This window comes from Halonotius terrestris (assembly GCF_006861665.1).
Classification (GTDB): domain Archaea; phylum Halobacteriota; class Halobacteria; order Halobacteriales; family Haloferacaceae; genus Halonotius; species Halonotius terrestris.
In genome coordinates this window covers 21,514-41,487 of record NZ_RKLU01000008.1, presented here as the reverse complement: position 1 = coordinate 41,487, position 19,974 = coordinate 21,514, and the positions used below count along the sequence as shown (strand labels likewise).

18 protein-coding genes and 1 pseudogene are annotated in these 19,974 nt (G+C 52.2%); 14 read left to right on the top strand and 5 right to left on the bottom strand.

The genetic code is table 11. The features are described from left to right. Positions 1-46: 46 nt before the first annotated feature. The 5 genes from EGH24_RS13045 to EGH24_RS13025 all read left to right on the top strand — a co-directional run bounded on the left by EGH24_RS13045 (position 47) and on the right by EGH24_RS13025 (position 5,163). On the top strand, positions 47-1,318 hold the full coding sequence (locus tag EGH24_RS13045) for a DUF7405 family protein (protein ID WP_142980585.1): 1,272 nt from the start codon (positions 47-49) through the stop codon (positions 1,316-1,318). A 131-nt stretch (positions 1,319-1,449) separates the two neighbouring features. Then, positions 1,450-2,190 (top strand): CPBP family intramembrane glutamic endopeptidase, encoded by a 741-nt coding sequence (locus tag EGH24_RS13040; protein ID WP_142980584.1) that lies wholly within the window; start codon positions 1,450-1,452, stop codon positions 2,188-2,190. 80 nt (positions 2,191-2,270) lie between these two features. Further along, positions 2,271-2,537, top strand: a complete 267-nt coding sequence (locus EGH24_RS13035; protein WP_142980583.1) for a DNA-binding protein — start codon at positions 2,271-2,273, stop codon at positions 2,535-2,537. A gap of 70 nt (positions 2,538-2,607) precedes the next feature. Next, positions 2,608-4,029: a hypothetical protein gene (locus EGH24_RS13030; protein WP_142980603.1), complete on the top strand. Its 1,422-nt coding sequence runs from the start codon at positions 2,608-2,610 to the stop codon at positions 4,027-4,029. Between the two features lie 69 nt (positions 4,030-4,098). Then, a complete protein-coding gene (locus EGH24_RS13025) occupies positions 4,099-5,163 on the top strand; it encodes an iron transporter (protein ID WP_142980582.1) in 1,065 nt (354 codons plus the stop codon). 1 nt (position 5,164) lies between these two features. On the opposite strand, the gene cyoE is transcribed toward EGH24_RS13025, so the two are convergent. Further along, entirely contained in the window at positions 5,165-6,574 is a 1,410-nt protein-coding gene (cyoE, locus tag EGH24_RS13020) for a heme o synthase (protein WP_246058005.1), read from the bottom strand. 62 nt (positions 6,575-6,636) lie between these two features. Next, a complete protein-coding gene (locus EGH24_RS13015) occupies positions 6,637-7,017 on the bottom strand; it encodes a hypothetical protein (RefSeq protein ID WP_142980580.1) in 381 nt (126 codons plus the stop codon). A 172-nt stretch (positions 7,018-7,189) separates the two neighbouring features. On the opposite strand from EGH24_RS13015, the gene EGH24_RS13010 reads away from it, so the two are divergent. From EGH24_RS13010 to EGH24_RS12980, 7 genes are all read left to right on the top strand, one after another. Next, positions 7,190-7,777, top strand: coding sequence for a methyltransferase family protein (locus tag EGH24_RS13010; protein ID WP_142980578.1), 588 nt, complete (start codon positions 7,190-7,192; stop codon positions 7,775-7,777). Between the two features lie 211 nt (positions 7,778-7,988). Continuing rightward, complete coding sequence (locus EGH24_RS13005; RefSeq protein WP_246058002.1) at positions 7,989-8,387, top strand: plastocyanin/azurin family copper-binding protein; 399 nt, start codon at positions 7,989-7,991, stop codon at positions 8,385-8,387. 102 nt (positions 8,388-8,489) lie between these two features. Further along, positions 8,490-9,263: a DUF7260 family protein gene (locus EGH24_RS13000; protein ID WP_142980574.1), complete on the top strand. Its 774-nt coding sequence runs from the start codon at positions 8,490-8,492 to the stop codon at positions 9,261-9,263. Positions 9,264-9,285: 22 nt separating this feature from the next. After that, on the top strand, positions 9,286-9,573 hold the full coding sequence (locus tag EGH24_RS12995) for a hypothetical protein (protein WP_142980572.1): 288 nt from the start codon (positions 9,286-9,288) through the stop codon (positions 9,571-9,573). Next, positions 9,570-11,303, top strand: coding sequence for a cation:proton antiporter (locus EGH24_RS12990; protein WP_142980570.1), 1,734 nt, complete (start codon positions 9,570-9,572; stop codon positions 11,301-11,303). Before EGH24_RS12995 ends, EGH24_RS12990 begins: the two co-directional genes overlap by 4 nt. Then, positions 11,303-13,108 carry a Na(+)/H(+) antiporter subunit D gene (locus EGH24_RS12985; protein ID WP_142980568.1) on the top strand — a complete coding sequence of 602 codons (1,806 nt, stop codon included), beginning with the start codon at positions 11,303-11,305 and terminating at the stop codon, positions 13,106-13,108. Before EGH24_RS12990 ends, EGH24_RS12985 begins: the two co-directional genes overlap by 1 nt. A gap of 285 nt (positions 13,109-13,393) precedes the next feature. Then, positions 13,394-14,356 carry a transcription initiation factor IIB gene (locus EGH24_RS12980; RefSeq protein WP_142980566.1) on the top strand — a complete coding sequence of 321 codons (963 nt, stop codon included), beginning with the start codon at positions 13,394-13,396 and terminating at the stop codon, positions 14,354-14,356. Between the two features lie 95 nt (positions 14,357-14,451). Here the strand turns inward: EGH24_RS12980 and EGH24_RS12975 are convergent, their stop codons facing one another. Continuing rightward, positions 14,452-14,814 (bottom strand): winged helix-turn-helix transcriptional regulator, encoded by a 363-nt coding sequence (locus tag EGH24_RS12975; RefSeq protein WP_142980564.1) that lies wholly within the window; start codon positions 14,812-14,814, stop codon positions 14,452-14,454. Positions 14,815-14,888: 74 nt separating this feature from the next. Between EGH24_RS12975 and merA the strand changes: the two genes are divergently transcribed. Then, the gene (merA, locus tag EGH24_RS12970) at positions 14,889-16,346 is read left to right on the top strand and encodes a mercury(II) reductase (RefSeq protein ID WP_142980601.1); all 1,458 of its coding nucleotides are present in this window, start codon (positions 14,889-14,891) and stop codon (positions 16,344-16,346) included. Positions 16,347-16,464: 118 nt separating this feature from the next. On the opposite strand, the gene EGH24_RS12965 is transcribed toward merA, so the two are convergent. Then, the gene (locus EGH24_RS12965; RefSeq protein WP_142980561.1) at positions 16,465-17,199 is read right to left on the bottom strand and encodes a CPBP family intramembrane glutamic endopeptidase; all 735 of its coding nucleotides are present in this window, start codon (positions 17,197-17,199) and stop codon (positions 16,465-16,467) included. A gap of 935 nt (positions 17,200-18,134) precedes the next feature. Next, on the bottom strand, positions 18,135-18,413 hold the full coding sequence (locus EGH24_RS12960) for a DUF7520 family protein (protein ID WP_142980559.1): 279 nt from the start codon (positions 18,411-18,413) through the stop codon (positions 18,135-18,137). Between the two features lie 229 nt (positions 18,414-18,642). Between EGH24_RS12960 and EGH24_RS12955 the strand changes: the two are divergent. Further along, a pseudogene (locus EGH24_RS12955) lies at positions 18,643-19,917 on the top strand (IS4 family transposase). Positions 19,918-19,974: the final 57 nt, after the last annotated feature.

The following is a 19,974-nucleotide window of genomic DNA, read 5'->3' as shown; positions in this document are numbered from 1 at the left end:
GCACTGACCAGAACCTATTTTCAGAACCAACCCCAACGACGAAACAATGAGTGACTCCCAGCGGTGGCTTTCGAAACGAGACTTTATGCGAGTAGCCGTAGCCATCGGCGGGACAAGTGCATTGTCTGCTTGTCTCGAACGTACCGAGACGCCAGATCTCCCGCGAGGAACTGACGATCCCTCATCACTGCCTCCCCGGCAACATGCTTGGAACCAATTTCTTGAGCGCGATGACCATGGAAACGTCAAACAGCCACGCCACCACGTTCTCCTGTATGTAGACTACACAGGAGACACACCGACCGAGAGTGAACGCGAAACTGTCGAAGCGGCGTTTACCTCTCTCGAACGTGCCTATCAACGTGGGTTTCAAGGACTATTATTCACGGTTGGATACTCTCCCTACTATTTCGAGCGTGCGTTCGATTCGGGTCCAGGAGGCGTCGACCTACCGACCCCAGAGGCACTTGCACCGTTCGAAGATCCAACTCCTGATGACCCGGATGCCGTTGTCCATCTCGCAAGTGATTACGCTCAGGTTGTGCTTGCAGCTGAGGAGGCACTCAAAGGCAACCGCGGGACGGTAAACGAGGTCGAAGTGACCGGATTTGGTGAGGTGTTTGAGGTTCGAGATCGACGAACCGGATTTATCGGAGACGGCCTCCCTGCAGAAAATCAGGATGTCCAAGGGATACCTGATGATGAGCCCGTTCCTGAAGACGCACCGCTGTTTATGGGATTTAAATCAGGATTCGAAAAGAATCAGGCACCCGAAGAGCGTGTGACGATCCAGGACGGTCCGTTTGCAGACGGAACGACACAACATATCTCCCGAATCCGTCTTCATCTCGACCAGTGGTATGATCAGGACAGTCGTTCCCAACGGGTCGGTAAAATGTTTTGTCCAGCTCATGCAGAACAAGACGCCGTTGAGGGTCCTGGAGACAACCTCGGGAACGATAGCCAGCTTGGGTCGTGTCCTGCACACACGGAGGAGGATGCCCGTACGTCGGGAATGGTCGGTCATGCACAGAAAGTTGCGCGTGCCGAAGACGGTGAGAGACCCGTTATTCTCCGCCGGGACTTCGACACGACCGACGGAGATGCGGCAGGTGTACACTTCGTTTCACTCCAGCAATCAATTGCTGACTTCGCCGCTACGAGACAAGCAATGAATGGAACCGATGTCGCAGAGAACTCCGCAGTTGGAACCCGAACGAATAACGGTATTCTGCAGTATTTGACCGTCAAACGTCGCGGCAATTATCTCATCCCACCTCGCCAGTACAGATCGCTCCCCGCACCAAACCCAGCATGATCAAATTGGTCTACTCACCGTTGTCGACTGTCTCATAACAGCACAGCCGTCTACTGAGGGATATCTCTCCGGCCTACGGTGTCTGCAAATCGGTGCGCCTAACAGTCGACCGACAGTAGGAACAGGCAGTAATGACGGAATCAGCAGCACCGACCACGGACACTCGACTCCAGCACGTCGGTGAGGCGGTGCTCGTACTCGCCGGCAGCTATCTAATTGCAGGGATCGTCGTGGCAGTCACTGATCCACTGACGGCTGCGGTTGTTGGCTCTGCGGCCGACAGCAACATGGCCAAGATTGCCCGGACGATAATTCAGTATGGGACGGTGATAGGCGTCGTTGCCTTCTATTTACGAGCCATCGACACCGATCGGCTTGTGAGGCTCGCGGTCCCCAGTCGTCGTACCATTGGGCTCATCGTCGGCGGAACGGTCGTCCTGTTGGGTAGCCAGTACGCCATTAACCAACTCCTCCAGTTGGCAAACGTCGCGCCGGGTGCCAATCAGGCAGTGCTGACTGGCGTCGGCTATCCGCTCTACTACTTGGCTATGATACCGGTCTCACTGCTGTTTGTCGGTCCGGGCGAGGAGCTGTTGTTTCGGGGAGCCGTGCAGGGTCGACTCAGCGAGTCGTGGGGACAGTGGCTCGCGATTATCGCGGCAACAGTCCTGTTCGGATTGTCTCATGTTCCCGCAGTAACTGGTGGGTTCGGAGCCCAGCTCTCGTATGCGTTGCTGGCGGGAGTTCTCGGTGTCCTGCTGGGATATCTGTATGTCAAGACCGACAACATCGTTGTTCCGGCAGTGATTCACGGCAGCTACAATGCGACACTGTTTGCAGGGCTGTATCTGGGCGAGATCGGCCTTCTTTAACGAGGACAACCCCTCGGTCTAAGAATTTCATAACATCTTCAAACGACCACCTGCTATCTTCCGAGATAAGGTAAAATAGTATGGATTACATCAGAACAGAGGTCCCACCGAAACAAGCACCAGCCACTTCCTGTGACTATTGTGGTCGACCGTTTGCAGCACAGAATCGCCTCAACCTCCACAAGGGGTTGGCACACTACGGCGTGATCAGTGCTTCCGAGAAGGAGGCGTTCAAATCCGAACTCGCCGACGAAGCCACCGAACTTCGGACGTTTCGTCTCAAAGCCCTTGGAATGCTAGTCATCCTGTATTTCGGACTTCTACTAATGTATGCCATCTTCGCATAATACAGATCCGCCGGTCGATGAATCGGAGACTCAATCGAGTACCGATCACCCAACAACAAAACTCGAACAGATGCGATTCCGTCGACCGCTTCGCCTCGGAATCCAGTTCCTTATCTGGACCGTTGTGATAGCGTTCTTCGTCGACACTGTGTCTGCGGCGAACGGTCTGACACTGTCTGGTGGATCGCGTGATGAACTCGCCATCCCGCAATGGCTCTATCTCGGGACTGGAGGAGCGACTATTGGTGCCTCTGCACTGCTTGCGAGTTTCGTCACGGATCGGCTATTCATCCGCAACATCCATGAATGGAATCGTCCATTACTGCCGGTCGACCGCTGGGAAGGGGTGGTTACGAAGGTGGGTCGAGCAGTCGGAGTTATGATTCTCATTCTCACAATATCTGTTGGATATATTGGACCGCAACTCCCGAACGCGAGTTTCGCTATCCTCGTTACATTTGCAGGTGGGCGGGCGGCACTTCCAATAGTCGCCTATCTCATTGGAAACGTGTGGCCGATACTCAATCCGTGGCGGACAATCGCTCTTGTGCTCCCTACCGGGTTCCGGACGTATCCATCGAAGATTAAACGATGGCCTGCGGTCTTCGGGCTCCTAACGTTAGTCTGGATCGAAGTCATATTTCCCGTCAGTACGGTTCCAACCGTCCTCGCAACGGCTATTGTTGGGTATTCAGTGGTAACCCTTGCAGGTGCAGTCGTCTTCGGCGTCGACCCGTGGTTTGAGAATGCGGACCCGTTGGCTGTTCTCTTCCGGTTGTACGGTGCTGTGGCTCCCATACAACGCCGTAATGGTACGATACAGGTGAAGCTCCCTGGCAGTGAGTTAACGAATGCAGAGATACTCTCTGACACATCAGACATAGCATTTGTCATCGCTCTTATTTGGGAACTCACCTTCAGCGGCTTCATCACGACGAGTGCTGGTGCTGGCACCGTCTCCACTCTTGTTGGAATCGTCCCTGTGGAACTCATACCCACTACAGTGCAAGCAACAGTCGTCTATACCGTTCTTTTCGTGGTCGGCTTCCTCGTGTTCTTTGCGGCATATTGGTACGCAGCGAACCTCTCTCGGCAGTGGGTTGGAACGTATGTCTCTACAGAAACACTTCGACGGAGCTTCGCTCCATCACTACTGGCAATTGCGGCAGGATATCACTTTGCCCACTATGCAGGATTGTTTATTTCGTTGAGTCCTGCACTCGTGATGGCCCTCCAGTCACCGTTCACGCCGCCTGCAAACCCGATTGTTCTCACTCTCCCAGGTTGGTTTGGTGGATTATCGATTGCCTCTATCTTGGTTGGACACCTCTTGGCAATCGGGGCAGCACATGCCGTTTCGTATAAGATATTTGCAAGTCGACTGGTCGCAATCCGCAGCCAGTATCCATTTGTTCTCGTTATGATCGGATACACCGTGATTAGTCTCTGGATTATCTCTTTGCCGAGTGCTATTCCACCCTTCCTCCAGTAGTGAACAAATCTATGCGTCTCTCTTTGGTTGAATCGGAAGTCCTAATCTAATCGTCCTATAACTCAGTATATGAAACGGCGAGACGCTATCCGAGCGGGTGGTAGTATTGTAGCCAGTGCAACCCTCGCAGGGTGTCTCGATACCCTTGGATTCCAGACGCAGTCTGCGTGGCGCGATCCTCCACTACCATCGAATCGCCCAGATGCGGTCTATTACCCAGCAATTGTCGAAGAGATGGGAATGTACGGGATGAAAGAGGTGCCAGCTGAAGGGGTCACGTTCGCACTGATGTTTTCGTATCCGCATCGGTTTTGGACGGTAACTGGATCAAATAAACAGCGAGTCGTCGTCAACTCTGATGATTCACTTCATCTCATGGCTTCCCTTTGGGATACAGAGTCCCAAACCGTTCTCCCGGTAGACATCTCGCTTGAAGTCCTCAATGACGGTGAATCGGTAACACAGCGATCACTGTGGCCGATGCTTTCTCAGACCATGGGCTTCCATTACGGCGACAACTTCAGCCTCCCCGATGAAGGACAGTATACTGCACGTTTGAGCGTCGGACCAGTACAAGCACGCCGAACGGGATCATTCGAATCCCGATTCGAGAACTCGATGGAGACGGAGATCGATTTCGAATTCGACACGACCAACACCTACAATCTTGACCTCCGACGACTCGGAACAAAATCCGGTGAACGTGGTGCTGTCGAACCGACGATGGAAGAGATGCCTGCTGGCAGAACACCAATGGAATCAGCGCTTCCTGGAGAGATAATTGGAGCGGCTAGTTCGGGCGATGCTACGTTTGTCATCTCATATATAGAGACCGCGAGTCGGTTCGGTGACCAATCGTATCTCGCTGTCTCGCCGCGAACCCCCTATAATCGCATCATGTTGCCACTCATGTCTCTGTCCGCAACAGTGGTACGCGACGGGAGTACCGTATTCGACGATATACTCACTGAGACTCTTGATCCAGTATTCGGCGATCACTATGGAGGAACTGTCGGGCAGCTTCAGTCTGGTGATACAGTAACAGTTACTGTCGACGCCCCACCGCAGATGTCGCGTCATGACGGGTATGAAACGGCGTTCTTCGATATGCCTCCTATCGAAGTCACCGTCTGATTCAGAACGCGAGTGTATCGATGATGATGGCGATCAGAAGCGTTCCGAGGTAGGCGTTTGAGGCGTGGAACGCACGGAATGCTGCAGATTCTGTCTGCTCATAATGGAGTCGGATGACTGCCCACAGAAACACAGCACCTAGGGCTACGCTGCCGAGAACATATGTTGCACCCAGTGTATCAACGACTGCGAGGACAGCCGTAGCGAGGAATGTAGCTCCAAGATACCAGAGAATATGACGGCGGGTGGCCGTCTCTCCGCGGACGACTGGTAACATAGGGAATCCTCCTCGTTCGTAGTCGTCCTTGTAAGCAAGTGCCAGGTTGTAGAAGTGTGCGGGCGTCCAAAGGAAGATGACTGTTGCGAGTGCCAACCCTCCGAATCCGATCTCTCCAGTGACGGCGACCCAGCCAATGAACGCTGGGAGTGCCCCCGCGAAGCCCCCGAGAACAGTATTTTGGACTGTGTTCGGTTTCAGAATGAGCGTATAGACGATACTATAAAACACGATAGCTGCGAGACCGAAGGCAGCCGCGAGGAGGTTAACCCAAGCGAACAACCCAAGCGAGGCAACCGTCAGCAGACACCCGAATGCAATGGCATTACCTACGGGCACGAGGTCGGTAGCGAGCGGCCGGTCACTTGTTCGGGCCATTCGACGGTCGACATCACGCTCAAGGACGTGGTTGAACGTGCCACTAGCACCAATAGAGAGGACACCTCCACCGAGTGTCGCTAGGACGATCTCCCAGCTTACTCCTGGACCAGTGGTTCCAGCGAGCGCCATTGCTGCGAACGCGACGAGACAGAGCAACCACATTAGCCGTGGTTTCATCAATCTAATATAGGCAAAAGCAGTCATCTTTGCCCGCGTAACCGAATTGGTCGGCATCGTTACGTTACGCTCCGTTTCTGAAGGCAGTTCATGATCTGGAGACGACGTTGCTGTCGATGGAACGTCCGATGGATCACCCGTTTCTATCTCAAGTGTCCATGCGAGCGCAGCGATGACTCCGGCGAAGATCAGCATCCCCACGAGCAGGTGTATCGAAGAGAGATACGTCGACTCGCCATTCATTGCTACGACGGCACCGATCCCGGCTTGAATGACATAGAGGATTCCTGAGATAGCCAGTGCTGTACGCACTCGCTGATCAATCCTGCTGTGCCAGCTGGCGATGACGGTGACTGTACCGAGTAGTCCAACAAGGATCGCTGCGAGGCGGTGTCCAACTACGAGATAGCCTGTGACCGATGTCGGGAGGGTCCACCCGCTTCCACAGAGAGGCCAAGCATTGCATATAGTTGTATCTGTCAATGCGGTTGTCGCGCCGAGTAGCAGCAGCAAATAGATCCCGATTGCTGTCGCCGCCAGGAGTCCAGGAAAGCGATTAGTGGACCACGATGTCACTACCTACAAATTCGGTCGACAAACACTTAATCCCGACGCCCTCGTTGAAGCGGAATTCACAGTTATCCGTGATTATCATCAGTATCGACTGACGATTCGAACATCGACACTGATGGGGACCGTCGACCGAATCGCCAGTCGTACAGCAGTAAAGCAATGCCAAAAACCGAAAGTGCAAGCACTCCTAACTCAATATTCGCAGCACGGAACGACTCCTGATCAAGCGTATTGTGAAAGAAGAAGAGATCAGCAACTGAACTGTGGTGAACATCGCTAACCAGTTCTCCAAAGCTCCCATCAAAGATTTTCTCAGCATCAGGTAGCAGTGCCCAGATCCCACCGAAATACGCTCCTGTAAGACGGAAGCGAGTGACTGACAGTAGCCACAGGACCGTCAGAATACTCACAAATCCTACAATAAAATGGACGATGGCGAATGACATGTAGTGTTGTCGACAGCGTAGAAATACTTGGTTAGGACCTCGCTTATACCAAATAAGCAACCCTTACTATCGGTCGTGGTAGCTGATTCTGGAGTATAATAAGGCATAACGACGTAAGTAACGATCTCGCCACGTACCCCAATTTCTTATGAACTCTAGCGTATGTCCATTTATGTCATCAGTATCAGATCGAACCCTCCTCATTACGATAGTTGCGAATGTTACTCTCATTATAGGATACCTAATCAGTGCAGTAAATCCCGAGCGCCGGGTATGGCCAATCGGCGATAGCTCTTGGCGGTGGTGGTTCAACTGGTCAAACCTCTCGGTGGTATTCGCCGGATTCCCCGTTTTGGCCTACCTCGATAGGGATTCATTCATATTCACTAGCAAGCTGAGCAAAACACTCGGAGGTCTTCTTTCAGTGGTCGGTATGGGCTTTTCACTCTCGGCTCTGTTTGAGCTTGGGTGGATGGAAAGCACTGGAAGAGAAGGAGAACTCCGGACGGACGGAATCTATCAATACACGCGAAACCCCCAAAGCGTAGGATTCATCCCTTTCATCATTGGCACGATTGTCGCAGTAAACTCTCGGAAATTATTGGTGCATGGCATACTGACAATCATTGTGTACGCACTCTTCCCGTTCGCAGAAGAACCATGGCTGCGTGAACAGTATGGGGACGAATACGAAGAGTACTGTGACCAGACACCCCGATTCATCGGGTGGAAGTCAGTCCGAGAATTTTTTGAGACGTAAGGCGGTATCCTACATACTGAGAATCCGCGTTTACCACTTATACCGGGGTATCTGATCTGTGGGTATGGAGCGTCGACACCTCATCAAGACTGTTGGAATCATTTCGACAGGTGGCGTAACCAGTCTCGCAGGCTGTACCGGATCTGGGGACGGAAACGGTGGTTCTGAATCGACAGGAACCGATAACTCAGGAGACTCAAATACGGTCTTGATGGTTACCGAAGGTAGCGAGTATTATTTCGATCCAATTGGGCTGTTCGTCGAGGCTGGCGAGACGGTTACGTTCGAAATTGAAAGTGGGAGTCACTCGGCGACTGCCTATAGTGAAGACACGAGTTCAGCCTCAGTAACTCGCATTCCAGATGGAGCAGCAGCGTTCAATAGCGAAATTTTGAGCGAACAGGGTGCGACCTATGAACACACGTTCGAAACTACGGGAACGTATGACTACTTCTGTCTCCCACACAAGACCTTGGGTATGGTCGGCCGAATCGTCGTTGGTGAACCTAGCGGTCCTGCTGAAGGAAGTATGCCACCAGACGGACCCGTTCCTGAGAGTCAGACCATCGTCGACCAAGGGAGCGTCTCCTACAGCGAGTTCTCCGGGTAATTGGTAAACACGCATGGGTCGCTCAAACCGAATCATCTGCTGACTACACTACGCATTGATTGTAATTTGGTACTATACATAGTAATCGATGCCTTTGAGATAATGCCTGAACGAGACTCTTGGTCCGTATACATAGAGACCGCAGCCGATAGCGTTCGACAAGAACATATGGAAGTTAAGCAAGAATGTGAAGCTTTCAAACGATTTTGTCAGCGGATACGAACGCTTGAAACACAGATTCCACAAATTACCCAGCCATCTTTTAGAACACAACAGATACGCTCTTTCTCAGAGCAATCAGTCCGCGACGTGATTGAATTATGTTATCGTGAAACCGTAATGGCCGTCGATCACTACGAACAAGTCTACGGTAATTCGTTCGGAGATGAAATCAGTGCTGAATTTGGGAATAACGTTGCAGTTTTGATTTTAGAGGCAACATTGCTTTCTCCACTCCTGAAGCAACGTCTTCTTCAGGCTGCTCAGCAGTGTATTAACAGCCGGCGTATTTTTCTGAAAACTCTCGAAGACGAGCAAAATACGCTCAAAGCTGCTCATTCAACATGCCAAAAGATTCAACAGACTCTGTTTTCTAATGAAGATAACTCACTTAATACACTATCGAACAGGAGATTAATCGAACAATATGAAAGTATTCGATCATTGGATGACGAGTGTGAGAAATGGCTCCACCGACGACAACAGCAAATTCATGACCGTCGATCAACGAATTCGACCAAAGGTGAATACCGTGTTCTCTGTCCATATCTCTATACTTCGCTAGATGTAACCTATCCAATTTTGACTATTTTCGTAATATTACATGAACAACTCCAGACTCGCAAGCAGCAAATATTCCGCTCGTATATAAGATGAACCAGACTGAGGCGGGATACTGATGACCGATAGCGACATCAAACGGTTACTTGTTCTCGTGAATCGGTCCTTGATGCTCCGACAGACAGTCGACTACGCCATGCAACGGTTATTCAACGCCAAAAGCGAATCTATGGATCATGTCTCACTCAGAAATTCACTGGTGGCCGACGGCGGTCAAACAGGGAGTTTAGTTGCCCTCGGGCGGCTGGCAGTTGTCGTCTTCGTTGTCTTGATGCCCGCACTGTTCACCTCGGCCGACCTGTTTGCTATGATACTCAATCCGGTCTTCGAGAGGTTCTTCGCATGAACGAAATCACAGCTATCCGTCCGCTTGCCGCCGTCGTCGTATCGTTCGTTGCCGCCGGACTCATCCTCGCGTCGGGCCGTAGACCGAACCTTCGGGAGGCGTGGACGATCCTCGCTTCGGTGAGCATGTTCGGTATCGTCGCTAGCATGGTGCCCGGCGTCCTCGCTGGCGAGATCTACGTCACCAATCTCGGGACAATTCTCCCGGGTGTCGACTTCGTCCTTCGAGTCGATCCGCTTGGCGTGCTGTTTGCGTTACTGGCGAGTCTACTGTGGGTCGTCACAAGCTTCTACAGTATTGGATATATGCGTGGGCTCGACGAGGACAACCAGACACGCTACTTCGCATCGTTCGCTGTTTCGGTCGCCTCGGCGGTCGGCATCGCCTTCTCAGGGAACCTCCTGACGATCTTCATCTTTTATGAAGTACTCTCGGTAGCAACCTACCCACTGGTTGTCCATGACGAGACACCGAAGGCACGCGCCGCAGGCCGGAAATACCTTGCCTACACCTTCTTCGGTGGCGGTGTATTGGTGCTGGCAGGGACCGTGGTGGTCTACTGGCTGACGAGTCTGGCACCGGGTGTCGACAGCGCAACGGTTGCGTTCACACCGGGCGGCATCGCTGCCCTCGCAAACGCTGATCCAACCGCCGCTTCGCTGGCCTTTATTATCCTCGCACTGGGCTTCGGCGTCAAAGCCGGACTGATGCCGCTCCACCAGTGGCTGCCGAGCGCGATGATCGCGCCGACGCCGGTCTCTGGACTGCTCCACGCGGTCGCAGTCGTCAAAAGCGGTGTGTTCGGGATTGCACGGGTCGTGCTTGACGTGTTCGGTCCCGAGACACTGGCCCAACTCGGTCCCGAAGCCTTTGGCGATCTTGGCATCGCACTCCCGCTTGCAATCGTTGCGGCGATCACGCTGACGGTCGCCAGCATCATTGCCCTGCGGCAGGAAAACCTCAAGCGTAGGCTGGCTTACTCGACAGTGAGCCAGCTTTCCTACATTGTACTCGGCCTTGCACTGCTGGAGGGTAACGCGCTCATCGGCGGCCTGCTCCACATCCCAGCCCACGCGTTTATGAAGCTCACCCTGTTTTTCTGTGCGGGAATCATCCACGTCGAAACTCACACAGACGACATCAGCGATATGGTTGGGATCGGCAGGCGGATGCCGCTGACGATGGTCGCCTTTGGGGTGGCCGCCGCCGGAATGGCCGGAATTCCACTCGTGGCTGGCTTCGTCAGTAAGTGGTATATCGTTATCGGGGCCTTCCAGGGCGGATATGGCATCTTCGCAGCGGTATTGTTGGTCTCGGGTATTCTCAATATTGTCTACTTCTGGCCCATCGTCTACCAGGCCTTCTTTGAGACGCCCGAAGATCACGACGAAAAACCGCTCATTGAAGGCCCATTCGGCGGTCGGGACGTGGTTCGTGCTGACGGTGGTGATAGCGCCGCGACCGACCAGCAGGACGCGACAGGTGAGGATATTCTGGATCCCACACACGCCGACCATATCGGCAAGGGTCACGAGGACCATCACGGCGGGCCGCCACCGGGAGGATGGACCAAGAGTAACTGGCGCGGCGGTGAGAGTACCTGGTTCATGCTCGGACCGATTGTGACTGTTGCGTTGCTGTCGATCGTGCTGGGAGTCGTTCCCCACACAATTGTCTTCCTCCGAATCGTCGAGACGATTGTGTCGAATCTGCCGGGAGTGGTCGTCTAATGGCGACCGCACTGACGACCGTGTCAGCGGGCGCGCTGACCGCGGTACCGCCAGTGGTCGTCCTGCTGGCGGTTGCCATCCTCGTTGTACTGCTGCCACGGCGGGCTGGCCACGCCCTCGGTGTCGGTGCCTCGGCGCTGACGCTCGCGTGGGTGTGGACGGTTCCATCAGGAGCCTATCTCCAGACGCAGTTCCTCGGCTTCGATGCCGTGTTGTTCAACGTCGACCAGTTCTCGCGGCTGATGGGGATTATCTTCGCACTGATCGGCATCGTCGCGGTACTCTACTCGTATGCCAGCGAGGCCGAGTCGACCCAGACAGGGATTGCACTCTCGTACGTAGCAACAAGCTTCGGGGCTGTCTTCGCCGGTGACTGGCTGACGCTCATCTTCTTCTGGGAGCTGATGGCGGTCACGAGCACGCTGTTAGTCTGGCATTATAAGGGGAAAGCAATCCGGGCTGGCTATCGGTATGCGATCTTCCATGGGATTAGTGGGACACTGCTGATGGCTGCGATTCTTCAGACCTACGTCGCAAAAGGCACCTTCCTGTTTGCCTCGGTGCCGGGTGGCCCCGAAGTGGCTGGCATCACAGCCGGACTTCCGGCCGCGCTCGCGGCGATTGGCATCGGCGTTAATGTCGGTTTTATCGGTCTCCACACGTGGTTACCGGATACCTACCCGCGGCCACACATCGCCGCTAGCGTCTTCCTCTGTGTGTTCACCACGAAGACCGGTGTGTATGGGATGTACCGTGCGTTCCCTGAGGGAAGTCTCGCTATCGCCTATATGGGTGGCGCAATGGCCGTCTTCGGGGCGACCTACGCGCTGTTCCAGAACGATATGCGTCGACTGCTATCGTACCACATCCAATCCCAAGTAGGCTACATGATCGCCGGGGTCGGTATCGGCGGCGCGCTCGCCCAGGCCGGGGCGTTTGCCCACGTGTTCAACCACATCCTCTACAAGGGACTGCTGTTCATGACTGCCGGTGTCGTCATCTACCGCACTGGCGAGGAGAACCTGGAAAAGCTCGGCGGACTCGCTCGCCAGATGCCGATTACCACAGTGGCGTTCACCATCGCCGCCCTCTCGATTGCCGGGTTCCCCGGCTTCAACGGCTTTGTGAGCAAGGGGATCGTGCTCTCGGCGAGCCACTACAACTTCATTGACGGGCCGCTCGCCTTTGCCGATCGAACGACACTCGAATGGTTGCTCCTGTTGGGTGGGGTCGGGACGTTCATGTCGTTCATCAAGTTCGGCTACTACGCCTTCTTCCATGGCAGCTACGACGGGAGCGTCCTAGATGCTAACCGCGGACAGAGCATTGCCATGCTGTCAGTCGCGGCTCTCTGTATCTATTATGGTGTGGTCGACAGTGCGCTGTTTGCGCTCCTCCCGTATGATGTGACCAGCGCGGCACTCGAACATCCATACACGACTTACACTGTCGACCACATCGTCGAGGGTATGGCACTTGCTGTCGTGGGATTGATCGGCTTCGCCACTATAAAAAAGCCGCTGTCCAAACTCGGCCGGATACCGGATGTCGATACAATCTACAACCCCACGATGTTCTACGGTAGTCGTGGACTTGTCATCGGCGTCACTGAACTGTGGGCAGATGTCGATAATATCGTCATGAAAGCGGTCTCGAGCGCCAAACAGGTCGGAACCAACCCCCAAGCGTTCGTACAGCGGGTTACGGGAATTGATTCCGTTACGCTTCGGACGGGGATCGGGCGGGGCGTCTTCCTATTGACTGTGCTGGTTGTGGTGGCATTGGCTGTGCTTCTGATGAACTAGCCGGAACTGCGTTCGGCAGAACTGCCATACTCTAAAACTAAGTATAGGTTGAATTAAAAATACGTGTTTATGAGTAGATCACGAGACTTCGAATCGTGAGCTTTCTCTGGGTTAATCCTCGTATTATTCGTCTCTTACCGCCTGTAAACACAGTTTTGCTTCACTAAAAAATGGCAGATCGGAATCCCAATCTGTGAGATTCCGCCATTTGTTCATTGGAGACCCATACTATGACATTGGCATGAAGGCACATTATTTGTTGGCTAAAATTTACATTAGGCTTTCATGACTAACCCAAAACAAGCCCGTGAACGAACTCCAGAAAGACCGACAACTGATCAAGAGTCCGTAGAGAGTAATATTTGTCCAGAGTGCCAAGGTCACATCACCCAAGATAGTGACCGCAGTGAGACGACCTGTGAGAGCTGTGGATTAGTCTTCGAGGAGAATCCAGTCGACCGTGGGCCGGAATGGCGAGCCTTCACCGCAGAGGAACGGGATCAAAAGAGCCGTGTCGGTGCTCCGACGACACAACTGAAGCACGACAAAGGATTGAGTACGACCATCGGCTGGCAAGACAAGGACGCCTACGGCCAATCGATCTCCGCTCGGAAACGCTCACAATTACAGCGTCTTCGAACCTGGGACGAGCGGTTCCGAGCAAAGGACGCACAGGAACGAAATCTCAAGCAGGCACTTGGTGAAATCAACCGGATGGCGTCGGCTCTCGGTCTTCCTAAACCGGTTCATGAAACGGCTGGCGTTCTCTATCGGCGTGCGGTAGAAGAGAATCTACTACCCGGTCGTTCGATAGAAGGGATGTCGACTGCCTCACTGTATGCAGCTGCTCGACAGCACGGAATACCACGCCGAATAATCGAGTTCGCCGAGGTCAGCCATGTTACAGAAATTCGAATCCAGCGAGCATATCGTTATCTTTCGCGTGAACTCAACTTAGAAATTGAGCCAGAAGATCCGAAACGATATCTCCCACAGTTTGCTTCATCACTGGAAGTAAGCGATGAAGCAGAACAGCTCTCTCGTGAGCTACTTGAAGTGGCAACAAATAACGCAGTACATAGTGGAAAGAGCCCAGCAGGGTTGGCGGCTGCCGCACTCTATGCTGCGACTACCCTCACGAACGAAAAACTGACACAGAAGACAGTGAGTAATGTGGCATATGTGAGTAGGGTCACGATTCGAAAACGATACCAAGAGCTTCTTGAGGTGTACTCAGACCATGACTGATATATTTCACACTCAACTCACAATCACTTGGCCCTGTTGAAGTCCTCTTATTTCTAGATACCCAATCATGTGAATCTACTGAACACTCCACGTGCTTATTGAACGATAGTGTCAGATCGAGTAGCCGCCCACTCAAGCAGCGGTTCGAGTCGCTCTCTAACCGCATACCCTTCCTCAGTAAGCGCATATTCGACTCGAGGCGGAATTTCGTCGTACTGTGTTCGTGTCACTATTCCGGCGTTTTCAAACTCGCTGAGTCGTTTTGAAATCGTCGATGTACTTGCTTTCGAAAGGTGTGCTTCAATCTCAGCAAACCGCATCGATTCATGCGCACCGATGATGCTGATGAGCTGCATTGCGTACTTCCGGCTCAACGTATTGATGATCCCAGTCAGCGGACAATAACACGTTCCGTCAACATCACACGTTGGCGACGACTGTGAGGTAGAATCTGCCATTGCTTTGTGGCCTCGAACTTACTCTATGGCTTTGGACTCCACAGTATAAACACTTCACTCTCCAAAGCGTTTCTATGCCTCAACAGCAGTCATATGATCTCGTGAGTCTCGGCGGGGGAGCGGCTGCCTTCGCTGCCATTACTGAAGCCAGTTCCCGCGAACTCTCAACTGCACTGGTCAACACCGGGCTCCCGCTCGGCGGAACGTGTGTCAACGTCGGCTGTGTCCCGAGCAAACACTTGCTTGCGATGGCTGAGACTGCTTCCGAACCAGCACACAACCCCTTCGATGCCGTCAAGTACAGCGACGACGAACCATCGGTAGATTGGGCGGCTGCACTCGACGAGAAAAATTGGCTTGTCGAAAAGCTCCGTCACGAGAACTACGTCGCCATCGCTGACCACTTCGAGACCGACATCTACGAGGGATACGGCCAATTCGTCGATGACACGACGATTGAAGTCGTCGAAGGCATGGACAAAGGAGCTCGTATCACCGGCGAGAAAGTACTTATTGCAACGGGGAGCTCCCCGTGGACCGCACCGATCGACGGACTTGCGGACATCAATTACGAGACGAGTGAGACGATACTCGAACGCCGCGTACTCCCCGAGAGTATCGTTCTCATCGGTGGAGGATACATCGCTCTGGAATGGGGGCAGATTCTTCACCGGGTCGGCGTCGATATTACAATCTTGCAACGGTCGGATCGCGTTCTGTCCGGGATGGAAGGCCAACTCGGTCGGGAAATCCAGCGACGTTTCCGTGATGAAGGAATCGAGATTATCACCGGAATCGACTTTGACCGTGTCCGATCTGTCCACGCGAATGACGATGGTTCACTCAATGAAACTAGGGTCGTTGTCGAAACTATGGTCGATGGTGAGAGTCGACAATTCGCCGCAGAAGAGCTGTTCGTTGCAACCGGCGTCAAGCCCAACAGCGAACATATCGGCCTCGATACGGTTGGCATCGAAACGAACGACCGTGGTGCAGTGGTGGTTGATAAACACTTCCAGACGGAGAATCCGGATGTGTACGCAGCGGGTGATGTTATCGGTGAACCCGAATTAGAAACAGTCGCTGCAAAGGAAGGCAATCACGCAGTAAAAAATGCCTTTGGAAATGAAGAGAAGACGATCAATTACAACGCCGTTCCCGCAGTCGTTTTTACGAGTCCTGAGGTTGCCGCGGTCGGCACAACTGAAGTCGAATACATGGACGACCATGGGACATGTACGTGTCGGACGGTACAGATGGCCGATGTGCCGAAAGCCAAAGCCGTGAAGGACACGCGGGGGCTGCTCCAAGTCGTCAAGCACCACGAGACCGATGAGATCGTCGGGGTACACATGGTCGGACCACGTGCTGCAGATATGATACCGGAAGCAACGCTTGCGGTGAAATCCGGCCTGACAGTTGACGATATTATCGATACGATTCACCCGTTCCCGACCTTCAGTGAAGCATTAAAACACGCCTGTCAGGCTTTCCGCCGAGATACGTCCACGATGAGCTGTTGCGTTGAGTAAACGACCTGTACTGATCATATCCGATTGAATCTCGGGTATTCTTAATTGAATTCTCACAATCAGTGTCACTATGTGTATTAGAAACTGAATCTATGCTGCATATGATACATATATAAAATTATAATGGTGAGTAGATAATTTGAATATATAGAGCGGAGAACAAAGCAGCATTATAAATCCCGTGAATAACCGCTGGAATTACTAGGTTCTCTGCATATTCGTATGTGGCACCGAGAACAAGCGCAAGAACAAATACGATTGCCATATAGGTGAGCTGGCCGTCGCCACTGAGAGCTGTCGCGTGACTCACAGCGAAAATTGCACTCGAAAGAAAGATTGAACTTATCGGCTGAAAGGCACGACGTAGGGTTCCTTGGATTAATCCCCGGAATAAGAGCTCCTCGCCAGGACCAATAAGTAACAGAGAGAATGGAACTAGCAACAAGAGCACATCAGGATTTTGGCCACCGATTTGTGCTACTCGATTCTCCGCGACAGGAACACTGAGTGTAGAGATTATAAGATTCATTCCCACATAGAGAATAAAAAAGATGAACAGTCCACCGACAATCCAGCCTGCATCTCTAATCGTCGGACGACGAAGTGCGAGAAAGTCAAATCCAAGTCCACTCAATTTGAGGTATCCGATCGCTAAGAGTCCAAAAGTGACACCCTGTAACATCACTGTCGAAATGACGAGTTGAACTGCCGGTGCGTTGACCACATTAACACCTACCAAGATGAGTGACTGAGCCGTGAGAAAAACGACGAATGATCCAAGAAGAAAACCACTTACCGCTAATACAACAGATGTAAGTAAGCTCCGCCCTCGCTGTCGTAGTCTAGTATCCATAGTACCATATTATGATTGGCGGCGGTTGTACCTTCCTGTCCAAAATTCGTGATATGATCAGTTATATACCCATATACTGAGTTTCTATCTGCACGCTAAGCTAGTTCTTTGCTGTCAAGATATGCAATAAATTACAATCCATCAGTTAGCATGATCCGGTTAAATTATACTATGTGAAACGCACTCTCAAATATGGGTAACAAATTTGGCGACACAATAGTGATCGTAATGCTCCTCTTGATGATTACAACGTACATCTTGTACGTATTATATCCAGATCCTGCGGCATCACCGACTATGAGCTTGATTATTAATGGCTCTATAGGGGCGATGCTTATCCTCAGTATAGTAGTCTATGGTATGATAATGAGAAATCCCGATTTGGGAACTCATAATTAACTAGCACACAGGTAGACTATCGTGTTCTCCCTATAGATACTATTTTTCAAGCTACTATTTCTGTCATACTCATTGAAACAATATTATCGGGGGTTCTGTCCTTATAATATAGTGCACATGAGAACAGAAATATATTCTCAGAAAATCATATATTATATTTTAGTTAATCATAGGCTGAAGGCTCTCTATCTCAAGGAGGAGTTCAAGAACCGAAGATTCTCGTGATCCCGGAAAACGCGAATATTCGGATGACAACGTAGGGAGCGAAGCGACCAAGTAGCATTAGGGAATGGATACAGCGCTCCCAACGGACACCAATTTCGGAGTCTTCAAAACACATTCGCAAGACTACGTCTGGCAGAGTATCAGAGTTTATGTATTTAATGATAGAATTAGATATTTTATTGGATAGTTAGAACTTAGAAATTTCTGACGACAGTGCCGGGCTGCGTCGGCAGACGACTAGAATTTACAAGATTTGGTAACACCCTGAGGAAACTCGCGTTAGAGGATGAGCGGAGTGGTAGCGCATATATTCATGGCGCGTCGGTATCGTATCGTGAGGCCAGCTCAACAGCAGTATAGAGTGTGACAATTGCAACAGTAACCACAACCATTCCGTAAAGCGTCATCGCACCCGGCGTCAGTGGGACAGTCAATAACCCAAAGACGGAGAGTTCAGACATAATATCTCCGCCACCGTTGGCTCCGACGATGAAGCCTAACACCCCTCCAAGCAGAATCACGAACCCCCCGAGAGCCAGCAAGAGTCGTCGACCGCTGTTCTCAACATCCTGTGAATCATCAGTTGTCATACCAAACGTAGCATATCACAAGTTTAGAGCCTTCCGTCCGAGACTGGCTACCAACCATTTAGGCATACAATATATCATATTATAAACATAGAACAGAGATTATAGTCTAATAGTCCATCCGTCTTTAGTTAGTCACGGAACCGCGGTACAGCGGTAGCTTATCGAGCCTTCTTTTCGAGAGGAATGAGGAGGTGCTCGTGTGCCTAGAGAAGCCTCCTCAACTCAGCTTATGCGTCGTCTCACTAGCCTCTTTCCATCCGAGTTCCTCGAAGAGCACGCCGAGGAACTCGGCACGGTCGAACGTGATCGGAAGCTCCAGATACCGGCTTTCGTTTGGGCATTCGTGTTCGACTTCGCCGCTGGCGAAGGCCGAACACTTGCAGACTTTCGACGCTGTTACAACTCAATAGCCGACAAGACGCTTTCTCCAGGTGGATTCTATCAGCGATTGACGCCAACTCTCGCAGAGTACTTCAGCGATCTCGTCGAGAGCCGTCTCGACGAGGTCGCTGTTCCCGACTCGGTTGATGCTGATGTTGAGCGGTTTAGAGACGTGATGATCGCTGATGGGACCATTCTTCGGCTTCACGAGCTGCTTTCTGAGGAGTACAAAGCCCGGATAGAGGAGCAGGCTGGAGCGAAGCTCCACCTGCTCCACAATGCCACCGAGAAGACAATTGAACGATTCGAGATCACGCACGAGAAAACCCACGACAGTAGCTTGTTCAAAACCGGGTCGTGGCTGCAAGGACGGCTCATACTCTTTGATTTGGCGTATTTCAAGTACCGCCGGTTTGTGCTGATCGACGAGAATGGCGGCTACTTCGTCAGCCGACTGAAACAGAACGCAAACCCGGTGATAACGAAAGAACTCCGCGAATGGCGTGGCGACGCCATTCGCTTGGAGGGAAAGCAGATTCATGACGTTGTAGATGATCTCTACCGCACGTACATCGACGTAGAAGTCGAAGCAGAGTTCAAACGAGGACCGTACAACGGCACTCGCTCATTAGATACGAATCGATTCCGCGTCGTCGGCGTCCGCAACGAGGACGCCGACGACTACCATCTCTACATCACGAACCTCCCGAGAGAAGAGTTTCTACCGTCAGATCTAGCAACGCTGTATCGGTGTCGGTGGTAGGTAGAGTTGCTGTTCCGTGAACTCAAGACACAATACGAGCTAGATGGGTTCGACACATCCGACCCAGCGGTTGTTGAAATTCTAGTGTACGCAGCGTTGTTTTCACTGCTCGTGAGCCGTGATTTGTTGGGATTAGTTACCGAGGTAGCTGATGACGAGATCGTTTTCCCACCAGAACGCTGGGCGGCGACCTTCCGGTCGCACGCCCAGCTCATCCTCTCGAAACTCGGTGAGTTCTTGGGATACTCGCCACAGCCACTGCAGGAGCGATTGATTGAAGACGCTCAAAAGATCCATCAGCAACGGCCGATCCTCCAAGAAACGCTCGCTACCGCTACGCAACCGAGGTGTGAGTCTTAACTAAAGACGGATGAGTCTAATAGTCTATAAATATGGTATGGTGGTTGCGTATCCATA